The 17,470-nt window shown below is 73.4% G+C and carries 18 protein-coding genes and 2 pseudogenes; 12 read left to right on the top strand and 8 right to left on the bottom strand.

Translation table 11 applies throughout. The features are described from left to right. Positions 1-594 (bottom strand): annotated as a pseudogene (locus ACFV5N_RS13155) (NADH:flavin oxidoreductase/NADH oxidase); the annotation flags it as partial. A 101-nt stretch (positions 595-695) separates the two neighbouring features. On the opposite strand from ACFV5N_RS13155, the gene ACFV5N_RS13150 reads away from it, so the two are divergent. Beyond that, on the top strand, positions 696-1,058 hold the full coding sequence (locus tag ACFV5N_RS13150; protein ID WP_385598107.1) for an ArsR/SmtB family transcription factor: 363 nt from the start codon (positions 696-698) through the stop codon (positions 1,056-1,058). Between the two features lie 46 nt (positions 1,059-1,104). On the opposite strand, the gene ACFV5N_RS13145 is transcribed toward ACFV5N_RS13150, so the two are convergent. Next, positions 1,105-1,797 (bottom strand): DUF305 domain-containing protein, encoded by a 693-nt coding sequence (locus ACFV5N_RS13145; RefSeq protein ID WP_385598104.1) that lies wholly within the window; start codon positions 1,795-1,797, stop codon positions 1,105-1,107. A 178-nt stretch (positions 1,798-1,975) separates the two neighbouring features. Here ACFV5N_RS13145 and ACFV5N_RS13140 point away from each other — a divergent pair, with 178 nt between their 5' ends. After that, positions 1,976-3,427, top strand: a complete 1,452-nt coding sequence (locus tag ACFV5N_RS13140) for an LVIVD repeat-containing protein (RefSeq protein ID WP_385598101.1) — start codon at positions 1,976-1,978, stop codon at positions 3,425-3,427. Here the strand turns inward: ACFV5N_RS13140 and ACFV5N_RS13135 are convergent. The 4 genes from ACFV5N_RS13135 to ACFV5N_RS13120 all read right to left on the bottom strand — a co-directional run bounded on the left by ACFV5N_RS13135 (position 3,418) and on the right by ACFV5N_RS13120 (position 6,770). Then, a complete protein-coding gene (locus ACFV5N_RS13135) occupies positions 3,418-4,074 on the bottom strand; it encodes a TetR/AcrR family transcriptional regulator (RefSeq protein ID WP_385598098.1) in 657 nt (218 codons plus the stop codon). The genes ACFV5N_RS13140 and ACFV5N_RS13135 overlap by 10 nt on opposite strands. Positions 4,075-4,210: 136 nt before the next feature. After that, positions 4,211-4,906 carry an HAD family hydrolase gene (locus tag ACFV5N_RS13130; RefSeq protein ID WP_385598095.1) on the bottom strand — a complete coding sequence of 232 codons (696 nt, stop codon included), beginning with the start codon at positions 4,904-4,906 and terminating at the stop codon, positions 4,211-4,213. A gap of 231 nt (positions 4,907-5,137) precedes the next feature. After that, on the bottom strand, positions 5,138-6,103 hold the full coding sequence (locus tag ACFV5N_RS13125; protein WP_385598092.1) for a M56 family metallopeptidase: 966 nt from the start codon (positions 6,101-6,103) through the stop codon (positions 5,138-5,140). Positions 6,104-6,167: 64 nt separating this feature from the next. Then, complete coding sequence (locus tag ACFV5N_RS13120) at positions 6,168-6,770, bottom strand: DUF5134 domain-containing protein (protein WP_385598089.1); 603 nt, start codon at positions 6,768-6,770, stop codon at positions 6,168-6,170. A gap of 134 nt (positions 6,771-6,904) precedes the next feature. On the opposite strand from ACFV5N_RS13120, the gene ACFV5N_RS13115 reads away from it, so the two are divergent. Next, the gene (locus ACFV5N_RS13115; protein ID WP_385598087.1) at positions 6,905-7,465 is read left to right on the top strand and encodes a GNAT family N-acetyltransferase; all 561 of its coding nucleotides are present in this window, start codon (positions 6,905-6,907) and stop codon (positions 7,463-7,465) included. Here ACFV5N_RS13115 and ACFV5N_RS13110 read toward each other — a convergent pair. Continuing rightward, positions 7,449-8,132, bottom strand: coding sequence for a glycerophosphodiester phosphodiesterase (locus ACFV5N_RS13110; protein ID WP_385598084.1), 684 nt, complete (start codon positions 8,130-8,132; stop codon positions 7,449-7,451). The genes ACFV5N_RS13115 and ACFV5N_RS13110 overlap by 17 nt on opposite strands. A gap of 190 nt (positions 8,133-8,322) precedes the next feature. Between ACFV5N_RS13110 and ACFV5N_RS13105 the strand changes: the two genes are divergently transcribed. The 3 genes from ACFV5N_RS13105 to ACFV5N_RS13095 are packed head-to-tail and all read left to right on the top strand — an operon-like array spanning position 8,323 to position 11,607. Next, positions 8,323-9,723 carry a DUF6421 family protein gene (locus ACFV5N_RS13105; protein WP_385598081.1) on the top strand — a complete coding sequence of 467 codons (1,401 nt, stop codon included), beginning with the start codon at positions 8,323-8,325 and terminating at the stop codon, positions 9,721-9,723. Positions 9,724-9,769: 46 nt separating this feature from the next. After that, entirely contained in the window at positions 9,770-10,549 is a 780-nt protein-coding gene (locus ACFV5N_RS13100) for an SDR family NAD(P)-dependent oxidoreductase (protein WP_385598079.1), read from the top strand. Continuing rightward, a complete protein-coding gene (locus ACFV5N_RS13095) occupies positions 10,528-11,607 on the top strand; it encodes a threonine aldolase family protein (RefSeq protein ID WP_385598076.1) in 1,080 nt (359 codons plus the stop codon). Before ACFV5N_RS13100 ends, ACFV5N_RS13095 begins: the two co-directional genes overlap by 22 nt. A 68-nt stretch (positions 11,608-11,675) precedes the next feature. On the opposite strand, the gene ACFV5N_RS13090 is transcribed toward ACFV5N_RS13095, so the two are convergent. Beyond that, complete coding sequence (locus ACFV5N_RS13090; protein ID WP_385598074.1) at positions 11,676-12,386, bottom strand: lysophospholipid acyltransferase family protein; 711 nt, start codon at positions 12,384-12,386, stop codon at positions 11,676-11,678. 138 nt (positions 12,387-12,524) lie between these two features. On the opposite strand from ACFV5N_RS13090, the gene ACFV5N_RS13085 reads away from it, so the two are divergent. The 6 genes and pseudogenes from ACFV5N_RS13085 to ACFV5N_RS13060 all read left to right on the top strand — a co-directional run. Continuing rightward, positions 12,525-12,887, top strand: a complete 363-nt coding sequence (locus tag ACFV5N_RS13085; protein ID WP_385598072.1) for a thioredoxin family protein — start codon at positions 12,525-12,527, stop codon at positions 12,885-12,887. An 85-nt stretch (positions 12,888-12,972) separates the two neighbouring features. Beyond that, positions 12,973-13,770: an electron transfer flavoprotein subunit beta/FixA family protein gene (locus tag ACFV5N_RS13080; protein ID WP_385598069.1), complete on the top strand. Its 798-nt coding sequence runs from the start codon at positions 12,973-12,975 to the stop codon at positions 13,768-13,770. Between the two features lie 51 nt (positions 13,771-13,821). Next, positions 13,822-14,784 (top strand): electron transfer flavoprotein subunit alpha/FixB family protein, encoded by a 963-nt coding sequence (locus ACFV5N_RS13075; protein ID WP_385598066.1) that lies wholly within the window; start codon positions 13,822-13,824, stop codon positions 14,782-14,784. Between the two features lie 122 nt (positions 14,785-14,906). Then, positions 14,907-16,184: a DUF6986 family protein gene (locus tag ACFV5N_RS13070; RefSeq protein ID WP_385598063.1), complete on the top strand. Its 1,278-nt coding sequence runs from the start codon at positions 14,907-14,909 to the stop codon at positions 16,182-16,184. Between the two features lie 44 nt (positions 16,185-16,228). Then, positions 16,229-17,191 (top strand): ROK family protein, encoded by a 963-nt coding sequence (locus tag ACFV5N_RS13065; protein ID WP_385598061.1) that lies wholly within the window; start codon positions 16,229-16,231, stop codon positions 17,189-17,191. Between the two features lie 28 nt (positions 17,192-17,219). Next, a pseudogene (locus ACFV5N_RS13060) lies at positions 17,220-17,470 on the top strand (ATP/GTP-binding protein); the annotation flags it as partial.

Raw genomic sequence — 17,470 nt, 5'->3', positions numbered from 1 at the left:
GTGGTTGCTGAACGGGGACAGGAACTCGCCGATCAGATAGCCGTGCGCGCCGTGCACCTCGGCCACCTCGAAGCCCGCGTCCAGGGCCCGCCGTGCCGCGTCGGCGAACTGGCCGGTGACCTCCCGGATCTGCTCCACGGTGAGTTCGGCCGGCACCGGGTGGTGCTCGTCGAAGGCCAGCGGCGAGGGCGCGACCGGCTGCCAGCCGCCCTCCTCGGCCGCCAGCGGCCGGCCGCCGTTCCAGGGGCGGTCGGTTCCGGCCTTGCGCCCGGCGTGCGCCAGCTGAATCCCGGGGACGGCGCCCCGCTCCTTCAGGAAGGCGGTGAGCGGGCGCAGCGCCTCCTGCTGGCGCTCGTTCCACAGCCCGAGGTCGGCCGGGCTGATCCGGCCCTCGGGGCTGACGGCGGTGGCCTCCAGCAGGACGAGTCCGGCGCCGCCGGCCGCCCGGGCGCCGTAGTGGACCAGGTGCCAGTCGGTCACCGCACCGGTGTCCGGTCCGGTGAGCGGCGCCGAGTACTGGCACATGGGGGCCATCCAGACACGGTTGGGCAGGGTCAGCGACCGCAGGGTGTACGGCTCGAACAGGGCGCTCACGGGCGGGCTCCTCGCGGGACGGATCGGGATCCGGGCGTTGGTACGAGAGCCATCGTAGTACGAAGCTCATCAAAGTTCGACGGGACTCGTATGATGGGGGCATGAGCCAGCCGAGCCCCGCGCCCGTCACCGTCGCCGGCCGCGCCCTGGAACACCCCGTCCGCGAGCGGATCCGTCTCGACCAGGTGCTCCAGGCGCTCGCCGACCCGCTGCGGCTGTCCGTCCTGCACAAGCTCGCCGCCGCGGGCCCCGGCGCCGAGCTGTCCTGCTCCGACCTCGATCTGCCGGTGAGCAAGTCGACCAGCACCCACCACTTCCGGGTGCTGCGCGAGGCCGGGCTGATCCAGCAGGTCTACCGGGGCACCGCGAAGATGAACGCGCTGCGCCGGGACGATCTGGAGGTGCTCTTCCCCGGCCTCCTGGAGGCCGTGCTGGCCGCGGCGGCCCGCGAGCGCCGGCGCTGAAGCCGGCCGGGCGCGGGGCCCGGTCCGGCCCGCCGCGGCCGGCGGCTCAGCGCATCGCCTCCATCCGGGCGATCTCCACCCGCTGCGAGGCGCCGATCTCGGCCGCCATCTCCAGCGCCGTCACATCGTTGCCCTGCGCGGAGACATCGGCCGCCATGGTGACGGCACCCTCGTGATGAGCGATCATCAGCTCCAGGAAGAGCGCGTCGAACGCGGCGCCCCGCGCCGCGCGCAGTTCCGCCAGTTCCGCCTCGCTCGCCATCCCCGGCATGGCCTCGCCGTCGCCCTCGTGGTGTCCGTGCCCGTCCCCGGCCGACCCCGCACCTTGGGCGTTGCGCAGCAGCCAGGCCCGCATCGCCTCGATCTCCGGTTCCTGGGTGGCGGCTATCCGGCGGGCGATACCGCGCACCGCGCTGTCCTCGGCGTGCGCGTCGGCGAGGTCGGTCATCTCCACGGCCTGCTCGTGGTGCTCGATCATCATGGTCATGAAGGCGTGATCGGCGGCGTTGGGCTCCGTGCCCTCCTCGGCCGCCTCGCGCGCCTCCCGGGGGGAGACGGTCCGGGCCTCCTCGCCGGGCCGGCCCGGCACGATCACCGAGGCCTCGGCGTCCGAGCCGGTGTCCTCGGCCGCCGCCTGGCCGCCGGTGCAGCCGGTGAGGACCGCCAGCGACAGCACGGCGGCCAGGGACGCGGCGAGCCCGGCGCCCGTGACAGGGCGGCGGAAACGATGAGTTGACACAGAGTCCTCCTGGTGCGCGCGTGCACCGTCAGTCAATACGGAAATATGAAGGATCTGTTTCCCATATTGATCTGTACATGCACGTCGGGATACTGATGGCATCCGTGAACCGGTCAACCCCACGTAACACCGGACGGATCCAGGGAGGATTCCAGTGACATCGTTGCACAGACCCCGCGTGCGACGCGGGCGCGTCGGCGTGACCCTGGCGGCCCTCGCCGGCCTGCTCGCCACCTACGCGCTCAGCGGAACGGCCCTGGCCACCCCCGACGACGGCGACACCCCCGTCGCACCCCAGGACATCACCACCGACCGACTCCAGGGCCCCGACGCGGCGGGCACCACCGACGCCGTACCCGGCGTGGGGGAGATCATCACCAGCCGCAACGTCACCCACGTCGCCAACGTCCCCAAGAACGCCCTCCAGGCCACCAACTCCGACCTGGCCTTCCAGGACAACTACGTCTTCGCCGGCAACTACAACGGCTTCGTCATCCACGACATCTCCCGCCCCAGCAAACCGAAGATCGTCGCCGAGGTGCTGTGCCCCGGCGGCCAGGGCGACATCTCCGTCAGCGGCGACCTGCTCTTCCTGTCCGTCGACTCCTCCCGCAGCGACGACTCCTGCAACAGCGTCGCCCAGTCGGCCACCATCAAGGATTCCTGGGAAGGGATCCGCATCTTCGACATCAGCGACAAGCGCAACCCCAAGTACGTCTCCGCCGTCGAGACCTACTGCGGCTCCCACACCAACACCCTGGTGCCGGACGGCAAGAACGTCTACGTCTACGTCTCCTCGTACTACCCCGACGCCTCCTTCCCCGACTGCCAGCCGCCCCACAACGGCATCTCCATCGTGAAGGTGCCGCGCCACGCCCCCGAGCGCGCCGAGGTCTCCAGCTTCGAAGTGCTCTTCCCCGACGGCGGGTTCCCCGGCAGCGACCGCGGCTCGGCCACCTCCGGCTGCCACGACATCACCGCCTACCCCCGGCTGAAGATCGCCGCCGGCGCCTGCATGGGCGACGGCATCCTCATGGACATCTCCAAGCCGGCCGAGCCGCGCGTCATCGACCGCGTCCAGGACGCCGAGCACTTCGCCTTCTGGCACTCCGCCACCTTCAGCCAGGACGGCAAGAAGGTCGTCTTCACCGACGAACTCGGCGGCGGAGGCGGCGCCACCTGCAACGCCCGCATCGGCGACAAGTACGGCGCCAACGGCATCTACCACATCACCGGCAAGGGCGACCGGCGGCGGCTGGAGTTCCAGAGCTACTTCAAGATCCCCCGCCACCAGGCCGACACCGAGAACTGCGTCGCCCACAACGGCTCCCTCATCCCGGTGCGCGGACGCGACATCATGGTCCAGTCCTGGTACCAGGGCGGCGTCTCCATCTGGGAGTTCACCGACTCCGGCCGCCCCGAGGAGATCGGCTACTTCGACCGCGGGCCGGTCAGCAACGACGCCCTGACCTTCGGCGGCTCCTGGTCCGCCTACTACTACAACGGCTACATCTACTCCAACGACCAGCAGGGCCTGGACGTCCTGCGCATCGACGACCCGCGGACCAACGGCGCACGCGGCGTCAAACTCACCGAGCTGAACGCCCAGACCCAGCCCAGCTACTGGTGAGCACCCTCACGCGCTGACACGACCACCCCGCCGGGCGGACCCCCGCCCGGCGGGCACCCCAGCTCCCACTCCAGCCCGTACCGGTCGAACAGCTCGGCCCGCAGCCGCCGCCCGGGCATCGGCGCCCCCGGCAGCAGCACCGCCACCACCGCCCCCATCAGCAGCGCCCGCAGCATCCGGTAGTCCGACTCCGGATCCGCCGACCCGTACCGCACCATCGTCTCCCGCAGCAGCGCGGCGAGCCGCTGCTGCTCCTCGCACTGGACGAACCCCTCCTGCTGGAGCAGCAGCGCCATGTGCGCCCGCATCAGCACCGGCCGCTCGGCCGCCAGGCCCAGAATCGCGTCGATCGCCCGCGCCAGCAGCTCCCGGCCGCCCGCCGCGTCCCGCGCGGGCGCCGGATCGCGCTCCAGCGCGGCGGCCAGCGTCAGATGCATCTGCCGGTGCACGGCCGTCTGCAACAGCTGCCGTTTTCCCGGAAAGTAGTACGACACCAGACCCCGCGCCGCACCGGCCCGCTCGGCGATATCGCCCAAGGTCGTGGCCTCGTAACCGTGCTCCCCGAACAGCTCCGCCGCCGCCTGGAGCAGCCGCTCGCGCGAACGCCTTCGCAACTCTTCATTGACTGACGCGCGACGAGGGGACATCCTGGACTCCCGTTGACTGGCTAACAGCCAATATACTCAGCGAGGACACCGGACAGCCGCCCCGGGGGCGGACCCCTGTCCGGGACCGGACGGCGTATCGGGCGGCGCGGGGGACCGCCCGATACCGCCACCGGCATCAGCCCACCAGATCCAGCACCGGCAGCAGCCCGTCGGGCCGCTCGTCCACCGGCAGATGCCGCACCAGATGCACCGCGCACCCCACCGCCGCCGCACCCCCGTCGGCCCGCGCGTCGTCCCCCACCATCAAGGTGTGCTGCGGCACCAGCCCCAGCTCGGCACAGGCGATCCGGAAGAGCCGCGGCTCCGGTTTCACCACGTGGTGCTCGAAGGACAGCGCGTACGCGTTCACGTACCGGTCCAGACCGTGCTCCCGGAACACCGGCCGCAGGTCCCAGCCGATGTTGCTCACCACCGCCACCCGGATCCCGCGCTCCCGCAGCCCGGCCAGCACCGTCCGGGTGTCCGGGTACGGCTGCCACGCGTCCGGCTCCAGGTGCCGCTCGTACAACGCCTCGTACAGCTCCGGTGCCGGCAGCGGAACCCGCCGCGCCAGCCGCAGATACAGCTCCCGGTGCCCCGAGGGATCCCGGTCCCGCTCCCGCCACAGCCCGGCCAGTTCGGCCGGCAGCTCACGCGGCGCACCGCCCCCGGGCAGCGCCCCCGCCTCTTCGAGCGCCCCGGCCAGCCGGACCACCTCCTCGTCCGGCAGCCGCATCCCGCGCCGGTCGAGCACGGTCCTCAGCCACCGCTCGGCCGGCTCGACGCGCATCAGGGTTCCGGAGAAGTCACACAGCACACCCATGATCGCCATGCACCGATCCTGCCCTCTCCGCGCCGCGGGCAGGCCCGACAGCAGGCGCCCGCACGGGGCGTGTCGGCGACGGGGGAGGGGAGGGGAGCGGATCCACCGCGGCAGGACACTGCCATCCCCGCGGCACGCACCGGCCACCGGACCCGCTCAGCCGATCCGCGCGCCGTACCGCCGCCGGGGCGGCCCGCCCGGTTCGCCCGGTGGATCACGGCGCGCCCGGCGCGGCCCCGCTCAGCCGCCGCCCAGCGCGCTCAGGCCCGGCGCGAACGCCAGCAGCAGCGGGATCGCCGGTACCAGGGCCGCGATCGCGGTCATCCGCAGGCGGCGGGACGGGGTGAGCCGGCCGCCCGGACTCAGCAGCCGGTGCACCCGCTGCGGCAGCTGGTCGCGATGGCCCGGGGTGGCGAAGACCCCGCGGTCCTCGTTCAGCCCGACCAGCGCCAGCGCCGTGGTCAGCCGGCCGAAGCGCCGCGACGCCGCGTCGTCGGCGGCCAGCTCCACCAGCCGGTGCACCTGGTCCCGGAACGCCGCGAAGACCGGCACCCGCGGGAAGCCCTCCGCCAGCGCCCCCGCACAGTGCACCAGCCAGTGGTGCCGGGCCCGCGCGTGGCCGTCCTCGTGCGCCAGTACCGCGTCCAGTTGCCTGCCCCGCAGCCGCCGCAGCGCGGCCGTGGTGATCACCAGCCGCCGCTCGGTGCCGTCCGTCAGCAGCCAGGCGTCGGGCCGCTCGCTCTCCAGTACGATCAGCCGGCCCCCGCCGCCCGCGCCACCGTCCGCCCCCGCCTCATCCGGCAGGTACGGCGCCCGCTCCCGCAGCCGCGCCCGGCGCGCCCGCCGCGTCGCACGGGTGGTCCGCACCTGGAGGGCGAACATCACCGCCGTCCACATCCCGCCCGCCGCCAGCAGCGCGGCGAGTGCGGCCGCCCACCACCGGCTGTCGTCCGGGCCGAGGGCGTACGCGTCGAGGACCGCCGCCGGAGCCGGGGCGAACAGGTGCCCGCGCACTCCGTCCCAGGCCGCGGCGCCGCTGAGCGCCATCGCCAGCACGCAGCACAGCAGGACGGACGCCACCACGCACTGCCACACCCACAGGGCCAGCACCGGTTCCCGGTCCGGCCAGGAAGCCCTCGCCAGGACGCGCGGCGCCATCGCCGCGGCAAGCCCACCCAGCATCAGCAACGCGAGCGCGATCAGCATGGCCGTCAGCCTAGAGGCCGCCGGGCTGCGGCACGCCACCGGGGTGATCTGCCCCACATCGGCGTCACATGGACACCAGCATCACCAGCATCCCCAGCGACAACGCCGTCCGGCAGGCGACGGCCACCCCGGGCGCCGGCTCCCTCCCCCCGGGCCCGCGGCCGACATCGCCGCCACCGGACATCCCGGCCCCCGCCGTCGCCACCGCCGGGGAGGCCGGTCCCGCCACCGCGATCCGGGCCCCCGAGACCAGCACGGACAGCGCGAAGTACCCGATGAGCACCCCGGTCAGGACCGGCACCCCACTGCCCCCGCCGTGCCCGCCCCCGTGCCCGGCCGTCCCGGCGTGGCCCAGCATTGCCACCCCCATGTACACCATGGCGAGCGCCTCCACGGCGTGGTGCGCGCGGTGCACCGGCCGGGCCCGCAGCACGACCGCCCACACCGCGAGCGCCCCGAAGGCGAGCACGTACACCTCACCCGGCGCCGCCGCCCCGGCTCCCGGCAGGGCCATCACCGCCATCCCGATGCCCATGGCGCCCTCCAGCCCGGCCGGCCGGCGTGCGCCCCGCCCGGATCCGGCCCGCGCCCGGTGCAGGCAGTACAGGCCGGTGCCGCCGCACAGCGCCGCCAGCAGCCACCCCACCACCACAGGACCCTCGTGCACCGCGCCCTCCCGGCGTCCGCGGTTCCGCTTCCCGCCCGCGTTCTGCCCCGCCCCGCGCCCGGGCCCGCGCGGGCCCGGGCGGCGCACGGAAGCGCGGGGGGAGCGCGACGGGCGCGCGCGTACCATGGTCGGCTGTGACAGCAGCAGCAGAACTGGTCTTCACCGCCGCGACCGAAGCCGATGTGCCCGCCCTCGTGGCCCTGGTGGAGTCCGCCTACCGGGGCGAGGCCAGCCGGGCCGGCTGGACCACCGAGGCGGATCTGCTGGACGGGCAGCGCACCGACCCGCAGGGCGTCCTGGACGCCCTCCGCGACCCGGCGGGCCTGGTCCTCACCGCCACCCGCCCCCACGCGGCCGAGCCGCTGCTGGCCTGCTGCCACCTCCAGCACCGACCGGCCGCCGCCGGCCCGGGCGCGGTGTACTTCGGGATGTTCGCTGTCCGCCCCACCGCCCAGGGCGGCGGGATCGGCGCGGCCGTCCTGGACCGTGCCGAGCACACCGCCCGTACCACCTGGGCGGCGGACCGGATGGAGATGCGGGTCATCTCCGCCCGGGCCGACCTCATCGCCTGGTACGAGCGGCGCGGCTACGCCAGGACGGGGGAGCGCACCCCGTTCCCGTACGGCGACGAGCGCTTCGGCATCCCGCGCCGCCCGGGCCTGGAGTTCGAGCTGCTGGTCAAGCCGCTCCGCTGAGTCCGGCGACGATCGCGGGCCGGTCGGTCACCACCCCGTCCAGCCCCAGTTCGCGCACCCGTGCCAGGTCCTCGGCGGTGTTGACGGTCCAGCTGATCACCTGCAGTCCCTGGGCCCGGCACTCCCGCACCGCCTCCCCGGTCAGATGGGGCAGCTCGGCCGAGACCAGATCCGCCCCCAGCTCCCGGGCCCGCCGTGCCGCCGTGTCCGTGGAGCGTCCCGTGACCAGCCCGATGGACTGCGCGGGCAGCAGCCGGCGCACGGTGCGCAGCGCCTCGTCGTGGAACGAGATCACCCGCACGCGTCCGGTCAGCCGGCGCGCGGTGAGGACCGCGGCCAGGGCCTCGGCGGCGGCCGGGTCCTTGATCTCCGCCTGGAGCGGCAGGGTGACGGCCTCGGTGACCTCTTCGAACAGCGGCACCCGCTCCCCGAGCCCGGCGTCCAGTTCGCGCAGCGCGTCCACGGTGAAGTCGGCGACGGGGCCGCGGCCGTCGGTGGTGCGGTCCACCTCGGCGTCGTGCATCACCACCAGGGCGCCGTCCTTGCTCAGATGCAGATCCAGTTCGATGACGTCCACGCCCTCCCGCTCGGCACGGACGAAGGAGCGCAGGGTGTTCTCCGGCTCCACGCCCATCAGCCCGCGGTGCCCGACGATCATGAGTGACATGCGGTCACCGTAGCGGGGGTCGGTGACGTTCCGCTGAACAGCGCGCGAGGCCACGGTCACCCCCCCAAGGACAGGAAAAACTTCCGGCTAAACGTCTATTCACCGAACGATTTCCTGGTTCTCGGCTTGATCGGCAGACCTTCCCTGGATACGGTTCCAGTACGCGAGGATCTTTTGTGGAGGAGCGATCATGCCGGAAATCCTGGCCCCCACTACCGCCGAGGACCACCCGTCCACCCCGGCCGCCCGCGTCGTGGACCACCCCGCCTGGCCCCGGCTCAAGCAGGCCGTCGAAGCCATCAGGCCCGCACAGTCCCGCGACGGCTCCATCGACTTCGACGCCGAGGGCGCACCCGCCCGCGCCGCCGTCACCCGCGAGGTGGAACGCGCCATCACCGAACTGCGCACCCTCTCCCCGCTGCTGCCGCACGACGCCGCCTACCACCACGCCCTGGAGAAGGATCTGCGCCGCTGGGCGGACGAGGGATTCGGCGTACCCGACTTCCTCGACTCGCTGCTGGCCTTCGAACCCGCCGCCCACCGCGCCGACGGCCTCCAGCACCTCGTGCTCTTCCCCATGTACACCCAGAACGGCAACCCCGACCGCAACCTCGAAGCCGTCGTCTTCCGCGTGGTGTGGCCCGACTGGCTCGCCGAACTCGAACGCACCCGCTACGACAACCCGATGTTCCTCGGCATCACCTTCGAGGACTTCACCCCCGGCTACGACACCAACTCCGCCGTGCTCTTCCCCGAGACCATCGCGGTGCGCGAAGCCCCCGAGCGGTTCACCTGGGGCGGCATCTTCTGCGACCGCGAGGCGGCCCGCTTCCGCAAGGTCGTCGCCGCCGCCGGCGAGGTCACCAGCCTCGCCCTCCCCGAGGACGCCCGCGGGCTGCTCACCGACCAGCGGCGCACCGAGCACACCTTCGTCCTGTGGGACATGATCCACGACCGCACCCACAGCCACGGCGACCTGCCGTTCGACCCGTTCATGATCAAACAGCGCCAGCCCTTCTGGATGTACGGCCTGGAGGAACTGCGCTGCGACCTCACCGCCTTCCACGAGGCCGTCCAGCTGGAACGCGACGGCCTGCCCCAGGCCCGCGACGTCCAGTACGCCGTCCTCCTCGACCGGATCTTCCGCTTCCCGGTCACCGGCGCCCGCAACCGCAACTACGACGGCCTCGGCGGCCAGCTGCTCTTCGCCTACCTCCACCAGAACGGCGCCCTGCACTGGACCGACAACCGGCTCAGCATCGACTGGGACCACGCCCGCCGCCTCACCGTGGCCCTGCGCGAGGAGATCGAGACCCTCTACCGGCTCGGCATCGACCGCCCCAAGATCGTCCACTGGTTCAAGGCCTACGAACTCGTCTCCGCCTACCTCGCCCCGCATCCCGGCTCCACCTGGGCCAAGGGCCCCGAGGCACTCGACCTCAGCCTCCCGCCGCGCAAGCTCGTCGACGAGGTCCTGCCCGACGAGTTCCCGCTCAGCCTCTTCTACGAGGCCCTGGCCAAGAAGCTCCGCAAGGTGATCGAATCCACCCGTGGCATCACCGCGGACACCCCCACCCGGCGGGCGGCCTGACCGGGACACGGGCCAGAATGGAAGAGCCGCGAGAAGGCGAGGGACGATGACCGACACCACCGCAGCGAACAGCACCCCCGGACCCCTGGAGGGCGCCGTCGTCGCCGTCGCGGGCGCCGCCGGACCCGCCGGCGCCGCCACCCTGCTGCGCCTGGCCGCGGCGGGCGCCACCGTGGTGGCCGCCGACGCCGACCCCGAACGCCTCGCCCGGGCCGTGGACGCCGCCCGCTTCGCCCACGGCGGAGCCACCGTCACCGGCGACACCGTCGACCTCCTCCACCTGGACACCGCCCGCCAGTGGGCCGCCAGGACCGAGAAGGAGTACGGCCGCGTCGACGGCCTCGTGCACCTCGTCGGCGGCTGGCGCGGCTCCGCCTCCTTCGCCGAGACCGACCTCGCCGACTGGAACCTCCTGCACGACCTGCTGATCCGCACCGTCCAGCACACCTCCCTCGCCTTCGAGGGCCCGCTGGCCCGCAGCGGCAACGGCCGCTACGTCCTCGTCTCCGCCGCCGGCGCCACCCGCCCCACCGCGGGCAACGCCGCCTACGCCGCCGCCAAGGCCGCCGCCGAGGCCTGGACCCTCGCCCTGGCCGACGGCTTCCGCAAGGCGGGCCGAGGCACCCCCGAAGGACGGCCCCCGGCCGCCGCCACCGTCCTGATCGTCAAGGCCCTGGTGCACGACGCGCTGCGCGCCGAGCGCCCGGAAGCGAAATTCGCCGGCTTCACCGATGTCACCGACCTCGCCGAGGCCGTCACCGGTCTGTGGAGCCGGCCCACCGAGGAAGTGAACGGAACCCGCCAGTGGCTCACCCCCCAGCCGTGACAACCGACGCCCGCCGCCACCACGACCCCGCCGTGCGCGGCTTCGCCAGCGACAACTACGCCGGGACCCACCCCGAGATCCTCGCCGCCCTCGCCCTGGCCAACGGCGGCCACCAGGGCGCCTACGGCGACGACGCCTACACCCAGCACCTCCAGGACGTCGTGCGCCGCCACTTCGGCGCACGCGCCGAGACCTACCCCGTCTTCAACGGCACCGGCGCCAACGTCGTCGCCCTCCAGGCCCTCACCGACCGCTGGGGCGCCGTCATCGCCGCCGACACCGCGCACATCCACGTCGACGAGGGCGGCGCCCCCGAACGCGTCGGCGGCATCAAGCTCCTCACCGTCCCCACCCCCGACGGCAAGCTCACCCCCGAACTGATCGACCGCGAGGCGTACGGCTGGGAGGACGAGCACCGCGCCATGCCCCAGGTCGTCTCGCTCGCCCAGAGCACCGAACTCGGCACCCTCTACACCCCCGACGAACTGCGCGCCATCGCCGACCACGCCCACGAGCGCGGCATGACGGTCCACCTCGACGGCGCCCGGCTCGCCAACGCCGCCGCCGCCCTCGACGTCCCCCTCAGCGCGCTGACCACCGACGCCGGGATCGACGTCGTCTCCTTCGGCGGCACGAAGAACGGCCTGCTCTTCGGGGAGGCCGTCGTCGTCCTGAACCCCGGATCGGTCCGGGCCATGCGGCACCTGCGCAAGCTGTCCCTCCAACTCGCCTCCAAGATGCGCTTCCTGTCCGTCCAGTTCGAGGCGCTGCTCGCCGGCGACCTGTGGCTGCGCAGCGCCCGGCACGCCAACAGCATGGCCGCACGGCTGGCCGCCGGCGTCCGCGAGGTGGAGGGCGTACGGATCCTGCACCCGGTGCAGGCCAACGCCGTCTTCGCCCGGCTGCCCCGCGAGGTGAGCGAACGGCTGCGCAAGCGCTACCGCTTCTACTTCTGGGACGAGAACGCCGGGGACGTGCGCTGGATGTGCTCCTTCGACACCACGGTCGAGGACGTCGACGGATTCCTGGCCGCCCTGCGCGAGGAGATCGCCCGCTGAACCGGCGCCCCCGCCGTACCCTGCCCCTGCCCGCCCGGACCACCGGGTCCGGGCGGGCAGGCACCGTCCTAGGTGTGCTTGGGGGCCGGCGCCGTGCCGCCCAGGTGGGCCGGCAGCCACCAGGTGTCCTCGGGGCCGCGCGGCCCCTCCGGGTACGCGGCCTGCGCCGACTCCAGCAGCTCCTGCATCCGGTCCCGCAGCCGCTCGGTCAGCGCCACCGCCGACTCGGCCGGATCGGCCGCCATCGGCTTCCCGATACGGATGGTGATCGGGTAGTGCCGCCGCCGCAGATCCCGCTTGCGGCCCTTGGTCCACACCCGCTGCGTACCCCACAGCGCCACCGGCAGCACCGGCACCTGCGCCTCCTGCGCCATGCGCACCGCGCCCGACTTGAACTTCTTCAGCGTGAACGACGGCGATATCGTCGCCTCCGGGAACACGCCCACGATCTCACCGGCCCGCAGCGACTCCAGCGCGTGCCGGAACGCGTGCTCCCCCTGCTTGCGGTCCACCGGGATGTGCTTCATGCCCCGCATCAGCGGCCCGGAGACCTTGTGCCGGAAGACCGAGTCCTTGGCCATGAACCGCACCAGCCGCTTGGACGGCCGGGCCGCGAACCCCGCGAAGACGAAGTCCAGGTAACCGATGTGGTTGCTGACCAGCACAGCGCCTCCGGAAGTCGGCACATGCTCGCTGCCGGCGATGTCCAGGCGCAGATCGAGCGCCTTGAACATCGTCCTGGCGGCGGCGATCACCGGCGGATAGACGAGCTCTGCCATGCGGGACCCTTCATTCGTGCGGTCGCGGTGACCGCGCACAACCTACGCTGCCGTAACTTCCGGCATCCGCAGATAGTGCCCCGACACCGGTGTGATTGGCTAGCCCGGGCAACCGACCGGGGCGGACGGAGCGTGACGATGGACGGCAGCGAGCACCGCGAGCCGCTCACCCCTGCCGTGCTCGGCATCACCGGACCGCTGGGGGAGCGGGCCACCCTGGTGCACTTCTCCAGCGCCTTCTGCCGGCCCTGCGCGGCCACCCGCCGGGTCCTGGCCCAGGTCGCCGCCATGGTGCCCGGCACGGCCCACATCGAGATCGACGCCGAGTCCCACCTGGAGACCGTCCGCGCCCTGCGGATCACCGCCACCCCCACCGTACTGGTGCTGGACGCCGCCGGGTCCGTGGTGCGCCGTGCCGCCGGGCTGCCCCGCAAGGCCGATGTCATCGCCGCGCTCGGCGCGGCCGTCGCCGGCGGGACGACCGGCCCCACCGACGCGTAGCGCAGGTCACATTGCGGCATGCTTGAGGGCGGCATATAGGCTGGGTTTACTGACCAGTAACAACCGGGTGAGCTAAGGAGCCGGCGTGAGCCTGAGGATCGTTGTCTGTGTGAAGTACGTGCCCGACGCCACCGGGGACCGGCACTTCGCCGAGGACTGGACGCTCGACCGCGAGGACGTCGACGGCCTGCTGTCCGAACTCGACGAGTACGCCGTCGAACAGGCCCTCCAGATCGCCGAGAGCACCCGCGAGGCCGGCGAGGAAGCCGAGATCACCGTCCTCACCGTCGGGCCCGAGGACGCCGCCGACGCCCTGCGCAAGGCCCTGTCCATGGGCGCCGACAAGGCCGTCCACGTCGAGGACGACGACCTGCACGGCAGCGACGCCCTCGCCACCTCCCTCGTGCTCGCCAAGGCCATCGAGCACATCGGCTACGACCTCGTCGTCTGCGGCATGGCCTCCACCGACGGCGTCATGGGCGTCCTGCCCGCCATGATCGCCGAACGCCTCGCCGTCCCCCAGGCAACCCTGCTGTCCGAGGTGACCGTCACCGACGGCACCGTCAACGGCCGCCGCGACGGCGACACCGCCACCGAGCACCTCAGCGCCCGGCTGCCCGCCGTCATCTCCGTCACCGACCAGTCCGGCGAGGCCCGCTACCCCTCCTTCAAGGGCATCATGGCCGCCAAGAAGAAGCCGGTCGAGGCCCTGGACCTGGAAGACCTCGACCTCGACGCCGCCGAGGTCGGCCTCGCCGGCGCCCGCACCGAGGTCACCTCCGCCACCGAGCGCCCGGCCCGCACCGCCGGGGAGGTCGTCACCGACGAGGGCGAGGGCGCCGCAGCCCTGGCGGGCTTCCTCGCCGGCCAGAAGTTCATCTGACCGCCGCCCGCCCCCAGCACGCCGCACGCACCTTCCGCAGGAGAGACACCCATGGCTGAAGTCCTCGTCCATGTCGACCACCTCGACGGCGCCGTCCGCAAGCCCACCCTGGAACTGCTCACCCTCGCCCGCCGCCTCGGCGACCCGGTCGCCGTCTTCCTCGGCACCGGCGCCCAGGAGGCCGCCGCCACCCTCGCCGAACACGGCGCAGTCCGCATCCTGACCGCCGACGCCCCCGAGTTCGCCGACTACGCGATCGTCCCCAAGGTCGACGCCCTCCAGGCCGCCCACGACGCGGTCCGCCCGGCCGCCGTCCTGCTGCCCTCGTCCCCCGAGGGCAAGGAGATCGCCGCCCGCCTCGCCGTACGGCTCGGCTCCGGCATCATCACCGACGCCGTGGACCTCACCACCGACGACCAGGGCCCGCTGGCCACCCAGTCGGTGTTCGCCGCCGCGTACACCACCACCTCCCGGGTCACCCAGGGCACGCCCGTCATCACCGTCAAGCCCAACTCCGCCACCCCCGAAGCCGCCCCCGCCGCCGGCACCACCGAGCCGCTGGAGGTCACCTTCGGCGAGGCCGCCACCGGCACCAAGGTCACCTCCCGCACCCCCCGCGAATCCAGCGGACGCCCCGAGCTGACCGAGGCCGCCATCGTCGTCTCCGGCGGACGCGGCGTCGGCGGCGCCGACAACTTCGCCGTCATCGAAGCCCTCGCCGACTCCCTCGGCGCGGCCGTCGGCGCCTCCCGCGCCGCCGTCGACGCCGGCTGGTACCCGCACTCCCACCAGGTCGGCCAGACCGGCAAGAGCGTCTCCCCACAGCTCTACATCGCCGCCGGCATCTCCGGCGCGATCCAGCACCGGGCCGGCATGCAGACCTCCAAGACCATCGTCGCCGTCAACAAGGACCCCGAGGCCCCCATCTTCGAGCTGGTCGACTACGGCGTGGTCGGCGACCTCTTCGAGGTCCTGCCCAAGCTCACCGAGGAGATCACCTCCCGCAAGGGCTGACCCCGGGCCCCCGAAGACCCACGACAACGGCGCCCGCCGCACGGCGGGCGCCGTTGTCTTCCCACCGCACGCCCGCTAGCTTCGTTCAACAATGTGTTGAACAACGGGGCGAGGAGCCGCCGATGGACCAGCACCACGCCCGCACCAGCATCCCCGCCGCCACCCGGCACGAGATCACCGCCGCCCTCGCCCCCGTCGACGCCCACCTCGCCCGCCACTACCCGGGCGAGAGCGCCACCCGGCAACCCGTCCACACCGTCTACGTCCCCGCCGACCGCTTCACCCCCGACACCGCACCCGCCTGGGGCACCGCCGCCCTCGACCTCCTCGACGCCCACGCCCCCGACCCGGCCACCCTCGCCACCGTCCTCGGCCTCCCACCCCACCTCGCCGACGACCTCCACCACCGGGTCCGCGCCAAACTCGCCCGCGAACCCGTCGAGGACCTCCGCATCGACTTCGAGGACGGCTACGGCCGGCGCCCCGATGCCGAGGAGGACGCCGCCGTCCTGCGCGCCGCCGCCCACCTCACCACCGCCCGCCGCCAGGGCACCGCCCCACCCGGCATCGGCATCCGCTTCAAAAGCCTGGAAGCCCCCGTACGCGACCGCGCCATCCGCACCCTCGACCTCTTCCTCACCGCCCTCCTGGCCGCCGGACCGCTCCCCGCCCCGCTGCGCCTGACCCTCCCCAAGGTCTCCCACCCCGACCAGGTCACCGCCATGGCCCTGCTGTGCGACGCCTTCGAGACCGCCACCGGACTCCCGCCCGGCCACCTCACCTTCGAGATCCAGATCGAGACCACCCAGGCCATCGTCGGCGCCGACGGCCGCGCCACCGTCGCCCGCCTCATCGCCGCCGCCCCCACCCGCGTCGAGGCCCTGCACTACGGCACCTTCGACTACAGCGCCGCCTGCTCCGTCAGCGCCGCCCACCAGGCCCCGGACCACCCCGCCGCCGACCACGCCAAAGCCGTCATGCAGGCCGCCGCCGCCGGCACCGGCGTCCGCCTGTCCGACGGCTCCACCAACCTTCTGCCCACCGGCGACACCGCCCGGGTCCACCACGCCTGGCGCCACCACCACGCCCTCGTCCAGCGCTCCCTCACCCGCGCCTACTACCAGGGCTGGGACATGCACCCCGGCCACCTGCCCACCCGCTACGCCGCCGTGTACGCCTTCTACCGCCAAGGGCTGCCCGACGCCGCCCGCCGCCTCGCCGCCCACCTCGGCGACGGCCCCGGCGACACCACCGTCCTCGACGAACCCGCCACCGTCCGCGCCCTGGCCGGCTTCCTGCTGCGCGGCCTGCACTGCGGCGCCCTCGACGCCGCCGAGATCACCGCCGCCACCGGCGCCGACCCCGGCCTGCTGCGCACCCTCGCCACCCCGCCGCACTGACCGGCACTGGACAACCCGCCCCGTTCCGGACAGGCTTCCACCCCATGAGCCTGGATCTTGTCGCCGCCGTGGACATCGGCGGCACCAAAGTCGCCGCCGCCCTCGTGGACGGCGACGGCACCGTGCTGGCCCGCGCCCAGCGCCCCACCCCCGCCCGGGAACCCGCCCACCGGGTCCTGGCCGCCGTCACCGACACCCTCACCGCCCTCACGGCCGACGCACGCTGGCCGCGGGTCGGCGCCGTCGGCGTCGGCAGCGCCGGCCCCGTCGACGCCCGCACCGGCACCGTCAGCCCCGTCAACATCCCCGCCTGGCGAGACTTCCCCCTCGTGGCCGCCATCCGCGAGACCACCGGCGCGCTGCCGGTCACCCTGGTCGGCGACGGCAGCGCCATCGCCGCGGGCGAACACTGGCGCGGCGCCGCCCGCGGCCACGACAACGCCCTGTGCATGGTGGTCTCCACCGGCGTCGGCGGCGGACTCGTCCTGGGCGGCCGGCTCCACTCAGGACCCACCGGCAACGCCGGCCACATCGGCCACATCAGCGTCGACCTCGACGGCGACCCCTGCCCCTGCGGAGGCCGCGGCTGCGTGGAACGCATCGCCAGCGGCACCCACATCGCCACCTGGGCGACCGCCTCCGGCTGGCAGCCCGCACCCGGCACCGCGCCCACCGCCGCCGCCGTCGCCGCGGACGCCCGCAGCGGCCACCCCGTGGCCCGCGCCGCCTTCGAGCGTTCCGCCCGCGCCCTGGCCGCCGGCATCGCCGCCACCGCCACCCTCGTCGAACTCGACGTGGTCGTCGTCGGCGGCGGCGTCAGCCAGGCCGGGGACGTCCTGTTCGGGCCGCTGCGCGAAGCCCTGCACACCTACGCCGTCCTGCCGTACGTCCGGGGCATCGAGGTCGTGCCGGCCCAACTGGGCACCGACGCCGGGCTGGTCGGCGCGGCAGCGGTCTGCCACAGCGGTTCGGACACGTTTTTGATACCAGGACGAGCGGGCAACTGAACCCACGGGCGAAAAAGAAGGGGGATCCGTGATCATCTGGCTGAACGGCGCCTTCGGTGCCGGCAAGACCACGGCCGCACGGGAACTGACCGACCTGCTGCCGGGCAGCCGGCTGTTCGAACCCGAGCTGGCCGGGGCCAGCCTGCGCGCCACACTCCCCAAGGAGCGCCTGGCGCAGGTCGACGACGTGAGCGAACTGCCCTCCTGGCGGCGGCTGGTGGTCGACACCGCCGCCGCCCTGCTCTCCGAGATCCCCGGGCCGCTCATCGTCCCCATGAC

The organism is Streptomyces sp. NPDC059853 (genome assembly GCF_042731495.1).
GTDB lineage: Bacteria > Actinomycetota > Actinomycetes > Streptomycetales > Streptomycetaceae > Streptomyces.
Note: the sequence above shows the minus strand (reverse complement) of the source record. Positions and strands in the feature narration are given on the sequence as shown.

Bases quoted from the DNA above. Each gene is read 5' to 3' on its own strand.
- ACFV5N_RS13150 (WP_385598107.1), top strand. From the start codon at position 696: ATGAGCCAGCCGAGCCCCGCGCCCGTCACCGTCGCCGGCCGCGCCCTG.
- ACFV5N_RS13135 (WP_385598098.1), bottom strand. From the start codon at position 4,074: ATGTCCCCTCGTCGCGCGTCAGTCAATGAAGAGTTGCGAAGGCGTTCG.
- ACFV5N_RS13130 (WP_385598095.1), bottom strand. From the start codon at position 4,906: ATGGCGATCATGGGTGTGCTGTGTGACTTCTCCGGAACCCTGATGCGC.
- ACFV5N_RS13125 (WP_385598092.1), bottom strand. From the start codon at position 6,103: ATGCTGATCGCGCTCGCGTTGCTGATGCTGGGTGGGCTTGCCGCGGCG.
- ACFV5N_RS13110 (WP_385598084.1), bottom strand. From the start codon at position 8,132: ATGTCACTCATGATCGTCGGGCACCGCGGGCTGATGGGCGTGGAGCCG.
- ACFV5N_RS13105 (WP_385598081.1), top strand. From the start codon at position 8,323: ATGCCGGAAATCCTGGCCCCCACTACCGCCGAGGACCACCCGTCCACC.
- ACFV5N_RS13100 (WP_385598079.1), top strand. From the start codon at position 9,770: ATGACCGACACCACCGCAGCGAACAGCACCCCCGGACCCCTGGAGGGC.
- ACFV5N_RS13090 (WP_385598074.1), bottom strand. From the start codon at position 12,386: ATGGCAGAGCTCGTCTATCCGCCGGTGATCGCCGCCGCCAGGACGATG.
- ACFV5N_RS13085 (WP_385598072.1), top strand. From the start codon at position 12,525: ATGGACGGCAGCGAGCACCGCGAGCCGCTCACCCCTGCCGTGCTCGGC.
- ACFV5N_RS13075 (WP_385598066.1), top strand. From the start codon at position 13,822: ATGGCTGAAGTCCTCGTCCATGTCGACCACCTCGACGGCGCCGTCCGC.
- ACFV5N_RS13070 (WP_385598063.1), top strand. From the start codon at position 14,907: ATGGACCAGCACCACGCCCGCACCAGCATCCCCGCCGCCACCCGGCAC.
- ACFV5N_RS13065 (WP_385598061.1), top strand. From the start codon at position 16,229: ATGAGCCTGGATCTTGTCGCCGCCGTGGACATCGGCGGCACCAAAGTC.